The organism is Inquilinus sp. YAF38, from assembly GCF_052113205.1.
GTDB lineage: Bacteria > Pseudomonadota > Alphaproteobacteria > DSM-16000 > Inquilinaceae > Inquilinus.
Genome location: NZ_JBFRCU010000132.1, coordinates 1 through 13,512 on the forward strand (window position 1 = coordinate 1; position 13,512 = coordinate 13,512).

Consider the following 13,512-nt stretch of genomic DNA (forward strand, 5'->3'; position numbering starts at 1 on the left):
GGGCTTCCCCTGATGTAGCGACGTGGCCCCCCCAGCGGCAAGGTGCAAGGGCGAGCGGCCGCGACGTTACGGCTTCCCTTCCGCCAGCCCGGCGGACATCATCCCGAATTCCAGCCCCGAGCGGGAGAGACGTCGATGATGCCGGTACCGACGCATTTGATTGACTGCGTGGTTCCCTTGGAGTCGGGCCTCGACCAGGCGTCGTTGAAGGCGGCTGTACGCTGTAGCTGCAGTTCGGTCCAGTTCAGGCTGCTGTTCCCGGGTCAGGCCCAGGAGCATGAGGGCCGGCAGATTCCCAGCACCGCCAAGATCGGCGGGCAGTTCTTTTTCCTGCTGAAAGCGCATTGCACAGGCTGTGGCCGGAAGAACCTGCTGTTCGACGCCGACTTCCATGGCTGGAACGGTTTCGTCTGCCATGAACCGGAGATGGCAGCGCGGACGCGGCCGCCTCTTGTGCCATGGGCGTGCCAGTCCTGCGGCGGACTCCATCACACCGGAATCGTCACCATCAGCACCGAGGGGCGGGAGGACTTCGTCGCCGAGGCGGGGGACGAGTTCGATCCAGAGCGATGGCCCGACGGTTTCGGTTGGTTCGCGCTCGATGTCACATGCGTCCAATGCGGCGTGATGACGAAGGATCTCGTCTCATACGAGACGATGTGACTGGTTTGCGCAGCTCTGACGACATCGCCAACGGGCTTCATCTCTATCCCGAGGACGCGCATCCTGGCGGGGCGAGTCGGGGCATGGAGGGTTGCGTGATCGGGACACGGATCGGGGCGGCGCTGGCCGCCGCCTGGATGCTGGCCCCCCTGTTGCTGGCGGCGGCGCCGGCCGGGGCGGCCGGGGAGGACCCCGCCTGGAGCCAGGTGCGGCTGGGCACCCAGGGGCCGCCGCAGGTGATCGGCAGCTATTCCAACGGCTGCATCGCCGGCGCGGTGCAGCTGCCGCCGGAAGGCCCCGGCTATCAGATCATCCGGCTCAGCCGCAACCGCAACTGGGGCCATCCGACCCTGGTGGCGACGCTGGCGGACCTCGGCCGCAGGGCCGAGGCGGCAGGGCTGCCGCCGCTCCTGATCGCCGATATGGGCCAGCCGCGCGGTGGGCCGATCACCGACCATGCGGCGCATGAGAACGGGTTGGACGCCGACATCTGGCTCCGGCTCGACCTGCCGCTGCTGGCGCGCGACCAGCGCGAGACGCTGAAGCCGGAATTCATCACCGGGGCCTGGACCGACACTATCCCACGCGGTGCGCTGTCGCCGCAGCAGGCGCAGCTGATCCGCCTGGCGGCGACCGAGCCGCGGGTCGAGCGCATCTTCATCCACCCGGCGATCAAGCGCGAGCTGTGCGCAATGACCTGGGACGACCGGTCCTGGCTGAACCGGGTGCGGCCCTGGACCGGCCACAACGAGCATCTGCACATCCGCATCGGCTGCCCCTCCGGCAGCCCGCTGTGCCGCGAGCAGGACCCGGCGCCGCCCGGCGACGGCTGCGGGTCCGACCTGATGTCCTGGTTCCCGATGCGGGCGCCGGTGCCGCGGAAGGGCGGCAAGCCCTACGTCCCGCCGCCGCTGCCCGCCGCCTGCACGGCAGTGCTGAACGCGCCGTAGCGAGCGGCACGGCCATAGGGACCTGCGCCGGGCTAGAGGTCTATCGCGGCCGCAGGGCCACGGCATAGACCAGGCTGTCGGCCTCGGCGCCACGGAGATGCGGGGCGCGGTCGTCCTCGTCGGAGATCACCGCGGTCTCACCCTCGGTCACCGCCAGGTGGCGGCCGATGTCGATCACCGCGGTGCCGCGCAGCACATGGAACAGCCAGACCGGCGCCGGCTCCAGCACCGCGTCGGCGTCGTCCAGCGCCGCCACCCGGTAATCGATCTGCAGCGAGCGGTCGGCGATGACGTTGAGGTCGCGCACCGGCCCGGCGATCAGCTTGCAGCTGGTGGTGGCCTCGCCGTCGAAGTCGAAGGGTTGGTAGGGCCGGTCGATGCGGACCGTGCGCGGGGGCGCGCCGGGCTTCGCAATGGTCAGCTCCATGCCCTGGCCGGACAGCAGCATGATGGTGCGGCAGCAGCCGGGGAAGGCGGAGAAGGGTCCGTCCGACTCGACCTCGGCCAGGCTCAGCCGCCAGCGGAATCCGGCCGGGCTGTCGGCCGGCTCGAAGGCGATCTCGGCCGTCCGCCCGCCGCCGTTGCGCCAGGGCATCAGTCGGTGCTGGGCGGGCGGGATGATGCGGTTGGGCATGGACGGCGCGACCTCGGGCAGCAGAACCCGAAAATGATACCATAGGATGAGCCGCGTCCACCCGGGATCGCATCACGACGTCGGCATCATCTGGCGTCATGGAAGATGATGCCGAGCGTGTGCCGCCGGCCGCTGCGCAGCCGGCTGACGCCGTGGCGCAGATTGACCCGGTAGTCGCCGCGGGTGCCGGCGACCGGGCGGTGGTGCACGGCGAAGGCGACGCCGTCGCCCTGGCGCAGCGGCACCACCTCGGGCCGCGACTGCATCCGCGGCCGCTGCTCGGTCAGCACGAACTCGCCGCCGGTGAAGTCGCGGCCGGGCTCCGACAGCAGGATCGCGACCTGCAGCGGGAAGGCCAGGTCGCCATACAGGTCCTGGTGCAGGCAGTTGAAATCGCCCGGCTCGTATTGCAGCAGCAGCGGCGTCGGCCGGGTCTGGCCGGCAGCGTGGCAGGCCTTCAGGAAGGCCTCGTGCCGGTCCGGATAGCGGGTGTCGATTCCCATGCGCGCGTTCCAGCCATTGGCCACCGGCGCCAGCCGGGGATAGAGGGCGGCGCGCAGCCCGGCGATCGGGTCGGGCAGAGGATAGGCGAAATACTTGTACTCGCCGCGGCCGAAGCCGTGCCGGGCCATCACCACCCGGCTGCGGAACGGCTTGTCCTCGGGATACAGCGCGGCGATGGCGCGGCATTCTTGCGGCGTCAGCAGCGCCGGCAGCACCGCCGCGCCGTGCTGGTCCAGCTCCGCCGCCGCGGCGTCCCAGTCGATGCCGGACACGCGGTCGAGGGTGTCGTCAGGGCGAAGGGCGGTGCGGGGCATCGGTCGGCTCCTTGTCGCTGTCATGACAGCAAGGTGGCGCGTCCGACGCCGAGGGGCACTCCGGCTCTTGCGGTCAAATTGCGGCAGGACCCGTCCCCTGGCACAGCACCATGGCCGGATTGCGGAGGACGCGGCTTCGTTCCGCCCCGGAAACGACTTGCCCCGGGCCGATACCACCCGACGAACCCGGCCGAGGGGCCGGGGATTCAAGGGAGAGTGCCATGTTGAAGCGTCTGACCGCCCGCACCCTGCTGCTGGGCACCGCGCTGGCCGCGACGCTGGCGGCGCCGGCCTGGGCTGCCCAGGGCCAGGTCCGGCCGCGGGTCGAGGTCGCCTTCGTGCTCGACACCACCGGGTCGATGGCCGGGCTGATCGACGGCGCCAAGCGCAAGATCTGGTCGATCGCCACCAGCATCGTCGAGACCAACCCGGATGCCGAGATCCGCATGGCTCTGGTGATCTACCGCGACCGCGGCGACGACTACGTCGCCCGCACCTACGACCTGACCACGGACATCCAGGGGCTATATGGCGACCTGCTGCAGCTGCGCGCCGATGGCGGCGGCGACTGGCCGGAATCGGTGAACGAGGCGCTGCACGCCTCGGTCAACAAGCTGCGCTGGAGCCAGGACCAAGCGACGCGGAAGATCGTCTTCCTGGTCGGCGACGCGCCGCCGCACATGGACTATGCCAACGCCCCGAAATACCCCGAGGTGACGGCCGCCGCCCGCCGCGCCGGCATCGTGGTCAACGCGGTGCAGGCGGGCGACGCCGGCGACACCCGGCAGATCTGGCAGGACATCGCCCAGCGCGGCGCCGGCCGCTACATCCCGATCCCGCAGGATGGCGGCCAGGTGGTGATGATCGAGACGCCCTATGACGGCGACATCATCATCCTCCAGCGCCGGATCGACGCCACGGTGATCCCCTACGGCTCGGCCCGGCAGCAGGAGAGCATGCTCGGCAAGATCGAGCAGCGGGCCGCGGCCCCGGCCTCGGTGCAGGCCGACAATTCCGGCTTCTACAGCAAGCGGTCCGGGCGCAGCGAGGTGGTGACCGGCGCCGGCGACCTGGTGGCCGACATCGCCGCCGGCGCCAAGTCGCTGGATGCGGTGCCGGAGGGCGAGCTGCCGGCGGTGCTGCAGGGCAAGTCGGCGGCCGAGCGGCAGGCCTATGTCGAGCAGCAGCGGGCCGAGCGCGCGACTCTGACGACGCAGATGGCGGAGCTGGTCGGGAAACGCGACACCTATATCGCCGCCGAGCAGGCCAAGCAGGGCGACACGGCCTCGACCGACAGCTTCGACCGGGCGGTGGAGGAAACGCTGCAGATCCAGCTGCAGTAGGGGGCCTCGGCTTCGTAGGTTGGGTTCGCGCTTGCGAACCCAACACCGGCTCGGGCTGTGCGATGTTGGGTTCGCTACCGCGAACCCAACCTACGTCCTCCTATCCCCGCGGCACCGGCGTGTAGGTCACCATCCGCAAATCGGCCGCGCCCTCGACGGTGAAGGTGGCGTGGGCGAATTCCAGCAGGCCCAGCGTGTCGTGCCGGATGCGCTTGATCCCTTCGCTGCGCTCCGCCACGTCCTGGCCCGGCCACCAGCGGCGGAATTCCGGGCTGGCCGCCTGCAGCGCCTCGACCAGCGCTGTGAAGGCGGGGTCGCCGCCGACCCGGCCGTGGTCCAGGCGGAACTTGGCCAGGACGCGGCGGGCGGCGGTCTCCCAGTCCGGGATCATCCGGCGCCAGCGCGGGTCGGCGAAGATCATCCACAGGCTGTTGCGCTGGTCCGGCGGGATCAGCGCGTAGTCGCCGAAGATCGCGGTGTTCGCCGCGTTCCAGGCGACGATGTCCCAGCGCGCGGTTTTGATGTAGGCGGGGTTCGGCAGGCTGTCCAACAGCGCCTGCAGGATCGGCGAGACCGTCGGCAGGCCGGGGGCCGCATGCGGCGGCGGCCGGTGCTGCGCCAGGGCGTAGAGGTGCTGCCGCTCGGCCGGGTCCAGTTGCAGCGCCCGGCACACCCGCTCCAGGAAGTCGGCCGAGACCTGGATGGCGCGACCCTGCTCGAACCAGGTGTACCAGGTGACCCCGACCCCGGCGAGCTGGGCCACCTCCTCGCGCCGCAGCCCCGGCGTGCGGCGGCGGGATCCGGCCGGCAGGCCGACCTCGTCCGGCATGGTCCGGGCCCGGCGGTCGCGCACGAAGTCGGACAGGGCACGGCGGTCGGCGGTGCGCTGCAGGCTGGTGACGGCCATAGGCTGTTGCTTCTACTAATAGGATAAGAACTTATCTTTTCCTATTATAGGCCATTCCCCACTCTCTGTCGCGGCGGAGCTTCTGGTCCGCCGATGGAGATCCCGAATGACCGATGTGACCTATCCCGCCGCGGCCGCGCGCTCGGCGATCCCGGCGCGACTCTGGCTCGGCCTGGCCGTGATGCTGCTCGGACCCTTTATGACCGTGATGGACGTGATGATCGTCAATGTGGCGATCCCGAGCATCCGGCTGGGGCTCGGCGCCAGCTATGGCGAGGCCGAGCTGGTGGTGGCCGGCTACGGCCTGGCCTATGCGGTGGCGCTGATCACCGGCGGGCGGCTGGGCGACCTGCGCGGGCGGCGGCGAATGTTCGTCGCCGGGCTGCTCGCCTTCACCGTGACATCGGCCCTGTGCGGTCTGGCGCCGAGCGCCGAAACGCTGATCCTGGCCCGGCTGCTGCAGGGCGTGGCGGCGGCGATGCTGTTCCCGCAGGTGTTCTCGCTGATCCGCGTCACCTTCCCGGAGCCGCAGGCCTGCGCCAAGGCCTTCGCCGCGCTCGGCGTGGTGCTGGGCCTGGCCGCGGTGGCCGGGCAGGTGCTGGGCGGCATCCTGGTGGCCGCGGACCTGTGGGGCCTGAGCTGGCGGCCGATCTTCCTGCTCAACGTGCCCGTCGGCCTCGCGGCCGCGCTGGCGGCGCCGCGGCTGATCCCGGCGGATGTCGTGAAACCGGGGCAGCGGCTGGACCTCGCGGGCGTGGCCTTGAGCGCGCTCGGCCTCGGCCTGCTGCTGTATCCGCTGATCGAGGGGCGCGAGGCCGGCTGGCCGGGCTGGTCGCTGGCCATGCTCGCCGCCGCGGTGCCGGTGCTCGCGATCTTTGCCCTGCACCAGCACGCCCGGTCGCGCCGCGGCGCCTTCCCGCTGCTGCAGACCGCGCTGTTCCGCGACCGCGCCTTCGCCGTCGGCGTGCTGCTGGCGCTGGTGTTCTATTCGACGCTGAACTCGGTCTATCTCGCCTATGCCTTCCTGGCGCAGCTCGGGCTCGGCCGCTCGGCGCTGGCAGCGGGGCTGGTGTTCTCGCCGGCCGCCGTGTCCTTCATGATCGCCTCGATCGCCGCCGGCCGGGTCGCGCCCGAGCATCGGCGCGCGGTGCTGATGGCCGGGGCCGCGATCGCGGCGCTGGGCGAGTTCGTCGCCGCMGCCACGGCGCTGGTCGGCGCGCCGCTGCAGGCGGAGGCGCTGATCCCGGCGCTGCTGCTGCTCGGCACCGGCCAGGGGCTGCTGATGACGCCGCTGCTCAACACCGTGCTGGGCGGCATCCGCGACGGCGACATCGGCTCGGCCTCCGGCATGCTCAGCACCATGCAGCAGGTCGGCGGCGCCTTCGGCGTGGCCGTGGCCGGGATCCTGTTCGCCGCGGTGCTGGACGGGGCCCGCGCCGCCGGTGTCGGCGAGGCCGCCGCCTATGCCCGCGCCTTCGCCGCCGCGGCTGGCTATGGCGGGCTGGCGACCCTGGTCACCTTCGGCCTGCTGTTCGCCCTGCCGAAAATTGCACCGCGGGGAGGGTGACGATTCGGCGCTTTGGGCCGGCGGCCGGCTGTGGCATGACGTTACAGTCCTCCCCTTTGAGCACAGCCGCCGCCATGCAGCCCTTCACCACGCTCACCGCCGTCGCAGCGCCGCTGCCGATCGTCAATGTCGACACCGACATGATCATCCCGAAGCAGTTCCTGAAGACGATCAAGCGCACCGGCCTCGCCGCCGGCCTGTTCTACGAGCTGCGCACCGACGAGCAGGGCAACCCGAAGGATTTCGTGCTCGACCAGCCGGCCTATCAGAAGGCGCAGATCCTGGTCGCCGGCGACAATTTCGGCTGCGGCTCGTCGCGCGAGCACGCGCCCTGGGCGCTGCTGGATTTCGGCATCCGCTGCGTGCTGGCGCCCAGCTTCGCCGACATCTTCTACAACAACTGCTTCAAGAACGGCATCCTGCCGATCGCCCTGCCGCAGGAGCAGATCGAGGAGCTGATGAAGGACGCGGAGAACGGCGCCAACTCGACCATGACGATCGATCTGGAGAAGCAGGAGATCACCCGGCCGGACGGTCAGAAGCTCCGCTTCGACCTCGACCCGTTCCGCAAGCACTGCCTGATCAACGGCCTCGACGACATCGGTCTGACGCTGCAGCAGACCAGTGAGATCGACAGCTTCGAGGCCAAGCGCAAGACGGCCCAGCCCTGGCTGGCGGCTTGACGCGACTGCCCATCCCTTAGTCGTCATTCCCGCGAAAGCGGGAATCTCTTCCAGGACTGTCGCGAGATCCCCGCTTTCGCGGGGATGACGGAAAACGGAGAAGGGAAGTCCTTTTCCACCATCGTTCCTCCAACCCCGCTGAAGGTCGTTTCCCCATGGCTGCCAACAAGAAGCTCCTCGTCCTGGCCGGTGACGGCATCGGCCCGGAGGTGATGGGCGAGGTCAAGCGCGCCGCCGAGTGGCTGGGCAGCCACCGCGCGGTCGGCTTCGACATCGACGAGCAGCTGGTCGGCGGCTGCTCGATCGACGCCAACGGCGTGCCGGTCACCGACGCCACCATGGAAAAGGCGCTGGCGGTCGACGCTGTGCTGCTCGGCGCGGTCGGCGGGCCGAAATGGGACGCGGTCGACTTCTCGATCCGGCCGGAAGCGGGCCTGCTGCGCCTGCGCAAGGACCTGGAGCTGTTCGCCAACCTGCGCCCGGCGCTGGTCTACCCGGCCCTGGCCGACGCCTCGACCCTGAAGCGCGAGGTGGTCGAGGGCCTCGACATCCTGATCGTGCGCGAGCTGACCGGCGGCGTCTATTTCGGCGAGCCGCGGGGCATCACCGACATCGGCAATGGCGAGCGCCGCGGCATCAACACCCAGGTCTACACCACCTCGGAGATCCGCCGCGTCGCCGCCGTGGCCTTCGAGCTGGCGCGCAAGCGCGGCAACCGGCTGTGCTCGGTCGAGAAGATGAACGTCATGGAATCGGGCCGGCTGTGGCGCGAGGAGGTGACCAGGCTGCACCAGGAGCAGTATTCCGATGTCCAGCTCAGCCACATGCTGGCCGACAACTGCGCCATGCAGCTGGTGCGCAACCCCAAGCAGTTCGACGTCATCGTCACCGACAACCTGTTCGGCGACATGCTGTCGGACGAGGCGGCGATGCTGACCGGCTCGCTCGGCATGTTGCCCTCGGCCTCGCTCGGCGCCCCTGACGCCACCGGCCGCCGCCGCGCGCTGTACGAGCCGGTGCACGGCTCGGCGCCCGACATCGCCGGCCAGGGCAAGGCCAACCCGATCGCCACCCTGCTCAGCTTCGGCATGATGCTGCGCTACAGCTTCGACCTGGGCGCCGAGGCCGACCTGATCGAGCAGGCGGTGTCGGATGTGCTCGACCGCGGCATCCGCACCGCCGACATCGCCGGCACCGGGGCGACGCAGGTGGTGTCGACCGGCGACATGGGCACCGCCATCCTTGAGGCGATGGCCGCCCGCTCGCACTGACCTCTTCTCAGTAATTGTGCAGTGCGAAAGGGCGGGGCCGTCGGCTCCGCCCTTTTTGTCTGGCATTTCGGCAGTCCCGGCACACAACCGAATCAATTTTACGCGATTCTCGCCGGATGCCGCTGTGGATAGTTCAGACTGTTCTTTCCCGTGGCACTTTTTGTGGCCGGTTGACGTAGCGTCCGGTTGGGTTTCGCCGCTTCGCAGGTATCCAGTCTCATCGAGATCTTGAACAGTGCTTGACGGCGCTGCCGGGTTTGTCGTGACGTAAACGTTACAAGCGCAACATTGCGCAACAAACCGGTCATGAGGGGGGAACGCGCCGAGATGAAGCAGGGGATATCGCGTCTGGCGTTGGGGGTGGCGGCGATGTCCGCCTGGGCGGGGCTCGGGGCCGGGGCGGCGAATGCGGCCGGCTTCTACATCCAGGAGCAGAGCGTGACCGGCCTCGGCCGCGCCTTCGCCGGCTCCGCCGCCGCGGCCGACGACGCCAGCACCGTCTATTTCAACCCGGCCGGCATGGGCTTCCTGAAGCAGGGCGAGATCCAGTTCGGCGGCAGCCTGCTGATCCCGGATTCCAAGCTGACCGATGACGGCTCGACCATCGACTATCCGGCCCTGCGCACGCCACGCGGCATCTTCGACCCGCCGCCGGGCGGGATCTCGGGCGGGAGCAGGAGCAACAATCCCTACGACCCGACCCTGGTGCCGCACGGCTATGTCGCCCTGCCGGTGCCGTCGACCGACAACCGCCTGTGGGTCGGTTTCGGCCTCGGCGCCCCCTTCGGGCTGGAGAGCGAGTACAACGGCAACTGGTTCGGCCGCTACGACGCGACCAAGACCCAGCTCATGGTCTATAATTTCTCGCCCACCGTGGCCTACCGCGTGAATGACTGGCTGTCGGTCGGCGGCGGCATCGACATCTCCTATGCCTTCGCCAAGCTCGAGAGCAAGGTGCCGAACCCGGTCGGCGCGCTGCTGCCGGCCTTCTCCGACGACGGCGACCTGTCGATCAAGGGCGAAAGCTGGGCCGTGGGCTACAACATCGGCGCCATCGTCCAGCCGGTGGAAGGCACCCGGCTCGGCGTCCATTTCCGCTCCGGCATGGACCATATGCTGGACGGGAAGGCCAAGCTCGACGGCATCGACTTCCCGCCGCTGCCGGGGCTGCCGGCGAGCGCGGATTTCGCCACCGGCGGCCGGGCCAAGCTGAACCTGCCGCCGATCCTCAGCTTCGGCATCCGCCAGGAGATCACGCCGCAGATCGCGCTCTTGGGCGGCATCACCTGGTACGGCTGGTCGTCGTTCAAGGAGATCAGGGTCAAGCGCTCCGACGGCGGCGACGACCTGGTGAACGAGCAGCGCTACCACGACACGGTCGGCGTCTCGATCGGCGGCGAATATTACTGGAACGACGACCTGACCCTGCGCGCCGGCTTCCAGTACGACCCGACGCCGACCAAGGCCGGCTACCGCTCCAGCCGCACCCCGGACGGCGACCGCTACTGGCTGTCGGCCGGTGCCAGCTACGACGTGATGGAGAACCTGTCGGTCGACTTCGCCTATACCCACGTCTTCATCGACGGCCGCAAGATGGACGCCGAGCGCGACTTCTATGTCGGCACGCCGCTGGAAACGCAGGTCGATTACGACGCCAAGAACGACAGCGGCGTCGACATCGTGGCGCTTGGGCTGCGGTATCGATTTTAACGGCTCGTTCCGCCCTCCACACTGTCAAGCCCGGGGCATGACCCGGGCATCCAGAGGCTGTCGACGCTCTCTGGATTGCCGGGTCAAGCCCACGGCTGTCCGGTTAAGCTTTTCGGGTTGCAGACCTAGGTGCTGACCTAAACTTTTATTGTCATTGCCGGGCTTGACCCGGCAATCCAGGGGCCACGGAGAGCCGCTCTGAAAGCCCCTGGATCCTCGGGTCAAGCCCGAGGATGACAATAAAAATAGAGTATCAACCTGAGGTAGGCCCTACGAACTCACACCTGCCCGGCGCAACTCGTCCCCCAGCCGGCCGGACACCCACAGCCCATACATGCGGAAGTCGCTGAGCAGCGACCACAGCGGATAGGTGAAGGTGGCCGGGCGGTTGTGCTCGACGAAGAAGTGGCCGATCCAGGCGAACAGGTAGCCGGCGACCAGCGCCGCCGGCAGCCACCACCAGCTGCCGGTCGCGATCAGCAGCACCAGGCACAGCAGGGCCAGGCTGGTGCCGAAAAAATGCAGCATCCGCGTCCGTGGCCGGGCATGCTCGCGCAGGTAATAGGGCCAGAAGGCGGAATAGCTCGGCAGTTTGTCGGCCATCGCGGTGCCTCCCATCCGATGCGAGGGTTGCAGGCCTCCCGGGGCGGCCCATCTATAGCCGGATCTCGGGAATCCTGTTCAGTCCAGCGACCAGCCGGCGCTTGCCGGCATGATCGTCACGCACGAATCGCATGGCTGCGCCGTTGCGCGCAGACTGGCAACCATTCTACCGAGTGCATCCGTTACAGCAATCGAACAAGCCGGATTACAGACATGGGCTATCGGGTCGCGGTCATCGGAGCCACCGGCAATGTCGGTCGCGAGATGCTTTCCATCCTCGCCGAGCGGGAGTTTCCGGTCGACAAGGTCGTCGCCCTGGCGTCGGAGCGTTCGGTCGGGCGCCAGGTCTCCTTCGGCGAGGACGACGTCCTCGACGTGCAGGATCTCGCCAAGTTCGACTTCAAGGGCATCGACATCGTGCTGTCGTCGCCGGGCGCCAAGATTTCGGCGGTGCACAGCCCGCGCGCGGCCAAGGCCGGAGCGGTGGTGATCGACAACACCTCGCATTTCCGGATGGACCCGGACGTGCCGCTGGTGGTGCCCGAGGTCAACCCGCAGGCGATCGCCCAGTTCAGCCGAAAGGGCATCATCGCCAATCCGAACTGCTCCACCATCCAGCTGGTGGTGGCGCTGCGGCCGTTGCACGCCCTGGCCAAGATCCGCCGCGTCGTGGTCTCGACCTACCAGTCGGTCTCCGGCGGCGGCAAGGAGGCGATGGACGAGCTGTTCAACCAGACCCGCGCCATCTTCGTGAACGACCCGGTCGTGAAGGAGAAGTTCACCAAGCAGATCGCCTTCAACGTCATCCCGCACATCGATTCCTTCATGGATGACGGGTCGACGAAGGAGGAGTGGAAGATGATGGTCGAGACCAAGAAGATCCTCGACCCGGCGATCAAGGTCGTCGCCCATTGCGTGCGGGTGCCGGTCTTCATCGGCCATTCCGAGATGGTCAACATCGAGTGCGAGAACCCGATCTCGGCCGCCGAGGCGCGGGCCGCGCTGAAGCGGTCGCCGGGCGTCGCGGTGGTCGACCACCGGCAGGATGAGGGCTACGTCACCCCGGTTGAATGCGCCGGCGAGGACCAGGTCTTCGTCAGCCGCATCCGCGAGGATTCCACGGTCGAGAACGGCCTGTCCTTCTGGGTGGTCGCCGACAATCTGCGCAAGGGCGCGGCGCTGAACGCGGTCCAGATCGCCGAGCTCCTGGTCAAGGACGGCCATCTGCGCAAGACCGCCTGACACCATCCGATCATCGTTGCGAAAGGGGATCCCGGCCGGGATCCCCTTTCGTCTTCACGTCGGGCCGATCTTCCTAATCCTTTTGGTTATCCGTCCGTTCCGACCTGGACAATTTTATTTAATTTCCATAGATGGGGATGGTGTCCCCCCTGTTGTTGAACCGAGCATGAGCCGCCTGACCGCCCATGAGCTCGAACTGTCCGCCCGAGTGCTGCTGCGCCGGCACGGCCCGGCCGCGCCGGACGAGGCGCGCCGCCAGGCCGATTTTTGCGGGGGCCGGAGCCACTGGGTGGCGACCTGGCTGGTGATCGCCGAGCTCTGCGAAGAACTGCTGGCGGGTGCTTCCGGCCCGGTCACGCATCCGGCAGGGTGAAGACGGCGCAGGGCGCCGCAATGCCGCGCAGCGGGTGGTCGCCCAGAGGCACCAGCGGCGCTGTGGTCTCGGCGGCGAGCGCGCCCGAGATCAGCACCGCGCGGCCCAGCGGCCGGCACAGCCCCTCCAGCCGGCTGACCAGGTTGACCGCGGGACCGATGGCGGTGAAGTCCAGCCGGTCGGCGGCACCGATATTGCCCCACATCATCTCGCCCAGATGCAGCGCCACCCCGAAGGGCAGCGGCGGCCGGCCCTGGGCCTGCCGTGTGGCGTCGAGATGAGCCATGCCGGCGCGGGCGGAGGCGACCGCGCGCAGCGCGGCATCGCAGGCCCCGCGGGCCTCGCAGATCTCGGCCGGGGCGTCGGTGACCGGGAAGATCGCCAGCAGCCCGTCGCCCATGAATTTCAGCACCTCGCCGCCGAAGGCGTGCACCGCCCCGGCGATGCGGTCGAACCAGGCATCCAGCGTGGCGATCACCTCGGCCGGCTCGATGTCCTCGGACAGGGCGGTGAAGTCGCGCAGATCGGCGCAGAGCAGCACGGCGCGGATGGTCTCGCCGGCGCCGCGCCGCAGCGCGCCGGCCTGCACCCGGGCGGCGCTGCGCCGGCCGAGATAGGCTTCCAGCAGGGCGGCCAGCGCCGCCCGCGAGGCCAGGGCCGACAGCGGCGCGGCGGCGAAGCGCGCGGCCTGGCGCAGCCGTGCGGCCTCGTCGGCCTCGAATGGCCGGGCTCCGGCCCAGGCCAGCAC

14 protein-coding genes are annotated in these 13,512 nt (G+C 69.1%); 9 read left to right on the forward strand and 5 right to left on the reverse strand.

Annotated elements, in window-relative coordinates; genetic code table 11:
- Positions 1 to 135 precede the first annotated feature (135 nt).
- Positions 136 to 663 carry a hypothetical protein gene (locus AB4Z01_RS33845; RefSeq protein WP_441700921.1) on the forward strand — a complete coding sequence of 176 codons (528 nt, stop codon included), beginning with the start codon at positions 136 to 138 and terminating at the stop codon, positions 661 to 663.
- A gap of 95 nt (positions 664 to 758) precedes the next feature.
- A complete protein-coding gene (gene mepA / locus AB4Z01_RS33850; RefSeq protein WP_441700922.1) occupies positions 759 to 1,613 on the forward strand; it encodes a penicillin-insensitive murein endopeptidase in 855 nt (284 codons plus the stop codon).
- 40 nt (positions 1,614 to 1,653) lie between these two features.
- On the opposite strand, the gene AB4Z01_RS33855 is transcribed toward mepA, so the two are convergent.
- Together AB4Z01_RS33855 and AB4Z01_RS33860 are read right to left on the reverse strand one after the other, a co-directional pair.
- The gene (locus AB4Z01_RS33855) at positions 1,654 to 2,247 is read right to left on the reverse strand and encodes a HutD/Ves family protein (RefSeq protein WP_441700924.1); all 594 of its coding nucleotides are present in this window, start codon (positions 2,245 to 2,247) and stop codon (positions 1,654 to 1,656) included.
- 86 nt (positions 2,248 to 2,333) lie between these two features.
- The gene (locus AB4Z01_RS33860; RefSeq protein ID WP_441700926.1) at positions 2,334 to 3,065 is read right to left on the reverse strand and encodes a 2OG-Fe(II) oxygenase; all 732 of its coding nucleotides are present in this window, start codon (positions 3,063 to 3,065) and stop codon (positions 2,334 to 2,336) included.
- 221 nt (positions 3,066 to 3,286) lie between these two features.
- Between AB4Z01_RS33860 and AB4Z01_RS33865 the strand changes: the two genes are divergently transcribed.
- Positions 3,287 to 4,408 carry a vWA domain-containing protein gene (locus AB4Z01_RS33865; protein WP_441700928.1) on the forward strand — a complete coding sequence of 374 codons (1,122 nt, stop codon included), beginning with the start codon at positions 3,287 to 3,289 and terminating at the stop codon, positions 4,406 to 4,408.
- A gap of 100 nt (positions 4,409 to 4,508) precedes the next feature.
- On the opposite strand, the gene AB4Z01_RS33870 is transcribed toward AB4Z01_RS33865, so the two are convergent.
- Positions 4,509 to 5,315, reverse strand: coding sequence for a helix-turn-helix transcriptional regulator (locus tag AB4Z01_RS33870; protein WP_441700930.1), 807 nt, complete (start codon positions 5,313 to 5,315; stop codon positions 4,509 to 4,511).
- A 106-nt stretch (positions 5,316 to 5,421) separates the two neighbouring features.
- On the opposite strand from AB4Z01_RS33870, the gene AB4Z01_RS33875 reads away from it, so the two are divergent.
- The 4 genes from AB4Z01_RS33875 to AB4Z01_RS33890 all read left to right on the forward strand — a co-directional run bounded on the left by AB4Z01_RS33875 (position 5,422) and on the right by AB4Z01_RS33890 (position 10,546).
- Positions 5,422 to 6,882 carry an MFS transporter gene (locus AB4Z01_RS33875; protein WP_441700931.1) on the forward strand — a complete coding sequence of 487 codons (1,461 nt, stop codon included), beginning with the start codon at positions 5,422 to 5,424 and terminating at the stop codon, positions 6,880 to 6,882.
- Positions 6,883 to 6,956: 74 nt separating this feature from the next.
- Complete coding sequence (leuD, locus tag AB4Z01_RS33880; RefSeq protein WP_441700933.1) at positions 6,957 to 7,565, forward strand: 3-isopropylmalate dehydratase small subunit; 609 nt, start codon at positions 6,957 to 6,959, stop codon at positions 7,563 to 7,565.
- A 155-nt stretch (positions 7,566 to 7,720) separates the two neighbouring features.
- Positions 7,721 to 8,836 carry a 3-isopropylmalate dehydrogenase gene (gene leuB / locus AB4Z01_RS33885; protein ID WP_441700935.1) on the forward strand — a complete coding sequence of 372 codons (1,116 nt, stop codon included), beginning with the start codon at positions 7,721 to 7,723 and terminating at the stop codon, positions 8,834 to 8,836.
- A 327-nt stretch (positions 8,837 to 9,163) separates the two neighbouring features.
- Positions 9,164 to 10,546 carry an OmpP1/FadL family transporter gene (locus AB4Z01_RS33890; RefSeq protein ID WP_441700937.1) on the forward strand — a complete coding sequence of 461 codons (1,383 nt, stop codon included), beginning with the start codon at positions 9,164 to 9,166 and terminating at the stop codon, positions 10,544 to 10,546.
- A 270-nt stretch (positions 10,547 to 10,816) separates the two neighbouring features.
- On the opposite strand, the gene AB4Z01_RS33895 is transcribed toward AB4Z01_RS33890, so the two are convergent.
- Positions 10,817 to 11,149: an Mpo1-like protein gene (locus AB4Z01_RS33895; protein WP_441700939.1), complete on the reverse strand. Its 333-nt coding sequence runs from the start codon at positions 11,147 to 11,149 to the stop codon at positions 10,817 to 10,819.
- Positions 11,150 to 11,362: 213 nt separating this feature from the next.
- On the opposite strand from AB4Z01_RS33895, the gene AB4Z01_RS33900 reads away from it, so the two are divergent.
- Both AB4Z01_RS33900 and AB4Z01_RS33905 read left to right on the forward strand, forming a co-directional pair.
- Positions 11,363 to 12,391: an aspartate-semialdehyde dehydrogenase gene (locus tag AB4Z01_RS33900; protein ID WP_441700941.1), complete on the forward strand. Its 1,029-nt coding sequence runs from the start codon at positions 11,363 to 11,365 to the stop codon at positions 12,389 to 12,391.
- A 166-nt stretch (positions 12,392 to 12,557) separates the two neighbouring features.
- Positions 12,558 to 12,764, forward strand: coding sequence for a hypothetical protein (locus AB4Z01_RS33905; RefSeq protein WP_441700943.1), 207 nt, complete (start codon positions 12,558 to 12,560; stop codon positions 12,762 to 12,764).
- On the opposite strand, the gene AB4Z01_RS33910 is transcribed toward AB4Z01_RS33905, so the two are convergent.
- Positions 12,745 to 13,512 (reverse strand): adenylate/guanylate cyclase domain-containing protein (locus AB4Z01_RS33910; RefSeq protein WP_441700944.1); only part of this gene is annotated, 768 nt, incomplete at its 5' end. The genes AB4Z01_RS33905 and AB4Z01_RS33910 overlap by 20 nt on opposite strands.

What these genes read in the sequence shown, in the direction of transcription:
- leuB (WP_441700935.1), top strand. Translation starts at nt 7,721, where the DNA reads ATGGCTGCCAACAAGAAGCTCCTCGTCCTGGCCGGTGACGGCATCGGC.
- leuD (WP_441700933.1), top strand. Translation starts at nt 6,957, where the DNA reads ATGCAGCCCTTCACCACGCTCACCGCCGTCGCAGCGCCGCTGCCGATC.
- AB4Z01_RS33870 (WP_441700930.1), bottom strand. Translation starts at nt 5,315, where the DNA reads ATGGCCGTCACCAGCCTGCAGCGCACCGCCGACCGCCGTGCCCTGTCC.
- AB4Z01_RS33855 (WP_441700924.1), bottom strand. Translation starts at nt 2,247, where the DNA reads ATGCCCAACCGCATCATCCCGCCCGCCCAGCACCGACTGATGCCCTGG.
- AB4Z01_RS33890 (WP_441700937.1), top strand. Translation starts at nt 9,164, where the DNA reads ATGAAGCAGGGGATATCGCGTCTGGCGTTGGGGGTGGCGGCGATGTCC.
- AB4Z01_RS33895 (WP_441700939.1), bottom strand. Translation starts at nt 11,149, where the DNA reads ATGGCCGACAAACTGCCGAGCTATTCCGCCTTCTGGCCCTATTACCTG.
- AB4Z01_RS33905 (WP_441700943.1), top strand. Translation starts at nt 12,558, where the DNA reads ATGAGCCGCCTGACCGCCCATGAGCTCGAACTGTCCGCCCGAGTGCTG.
- AB4Z01_RS33845 (WP_441700921.1), top strand. Translation starts at nt 136, where the DNA reads ATGATGCCGGTACCGACGCATTTGATTGACTGCGTGGTTCCCTTGGAG.
- AB4Z01_RS33900 (WP_441700941.1), top strand. Translation starts at nt 11,363, where the DNA reads ATGGGCTATCGGGTCGCGGTCATCGGAGCCACCGGCAATGTCGGTCGC.
- AB4Z01_RS33865 (WP_441700928.1), top strand. Translation starts at nt 3,287, where the DNA reads ATGTTGAAGCGTCTGACCGCCCGCACCCTGCTGCTGGGCACCGCGCTG.
- AB4Z01_RS33860 (WP_441700926.1), bottom strand. Translation starts at nt 3,065, where the DNA reads ATGCCCCGCACCGCCCTTCGCCCTGACGACACCCTCGACCGCGTGTCC.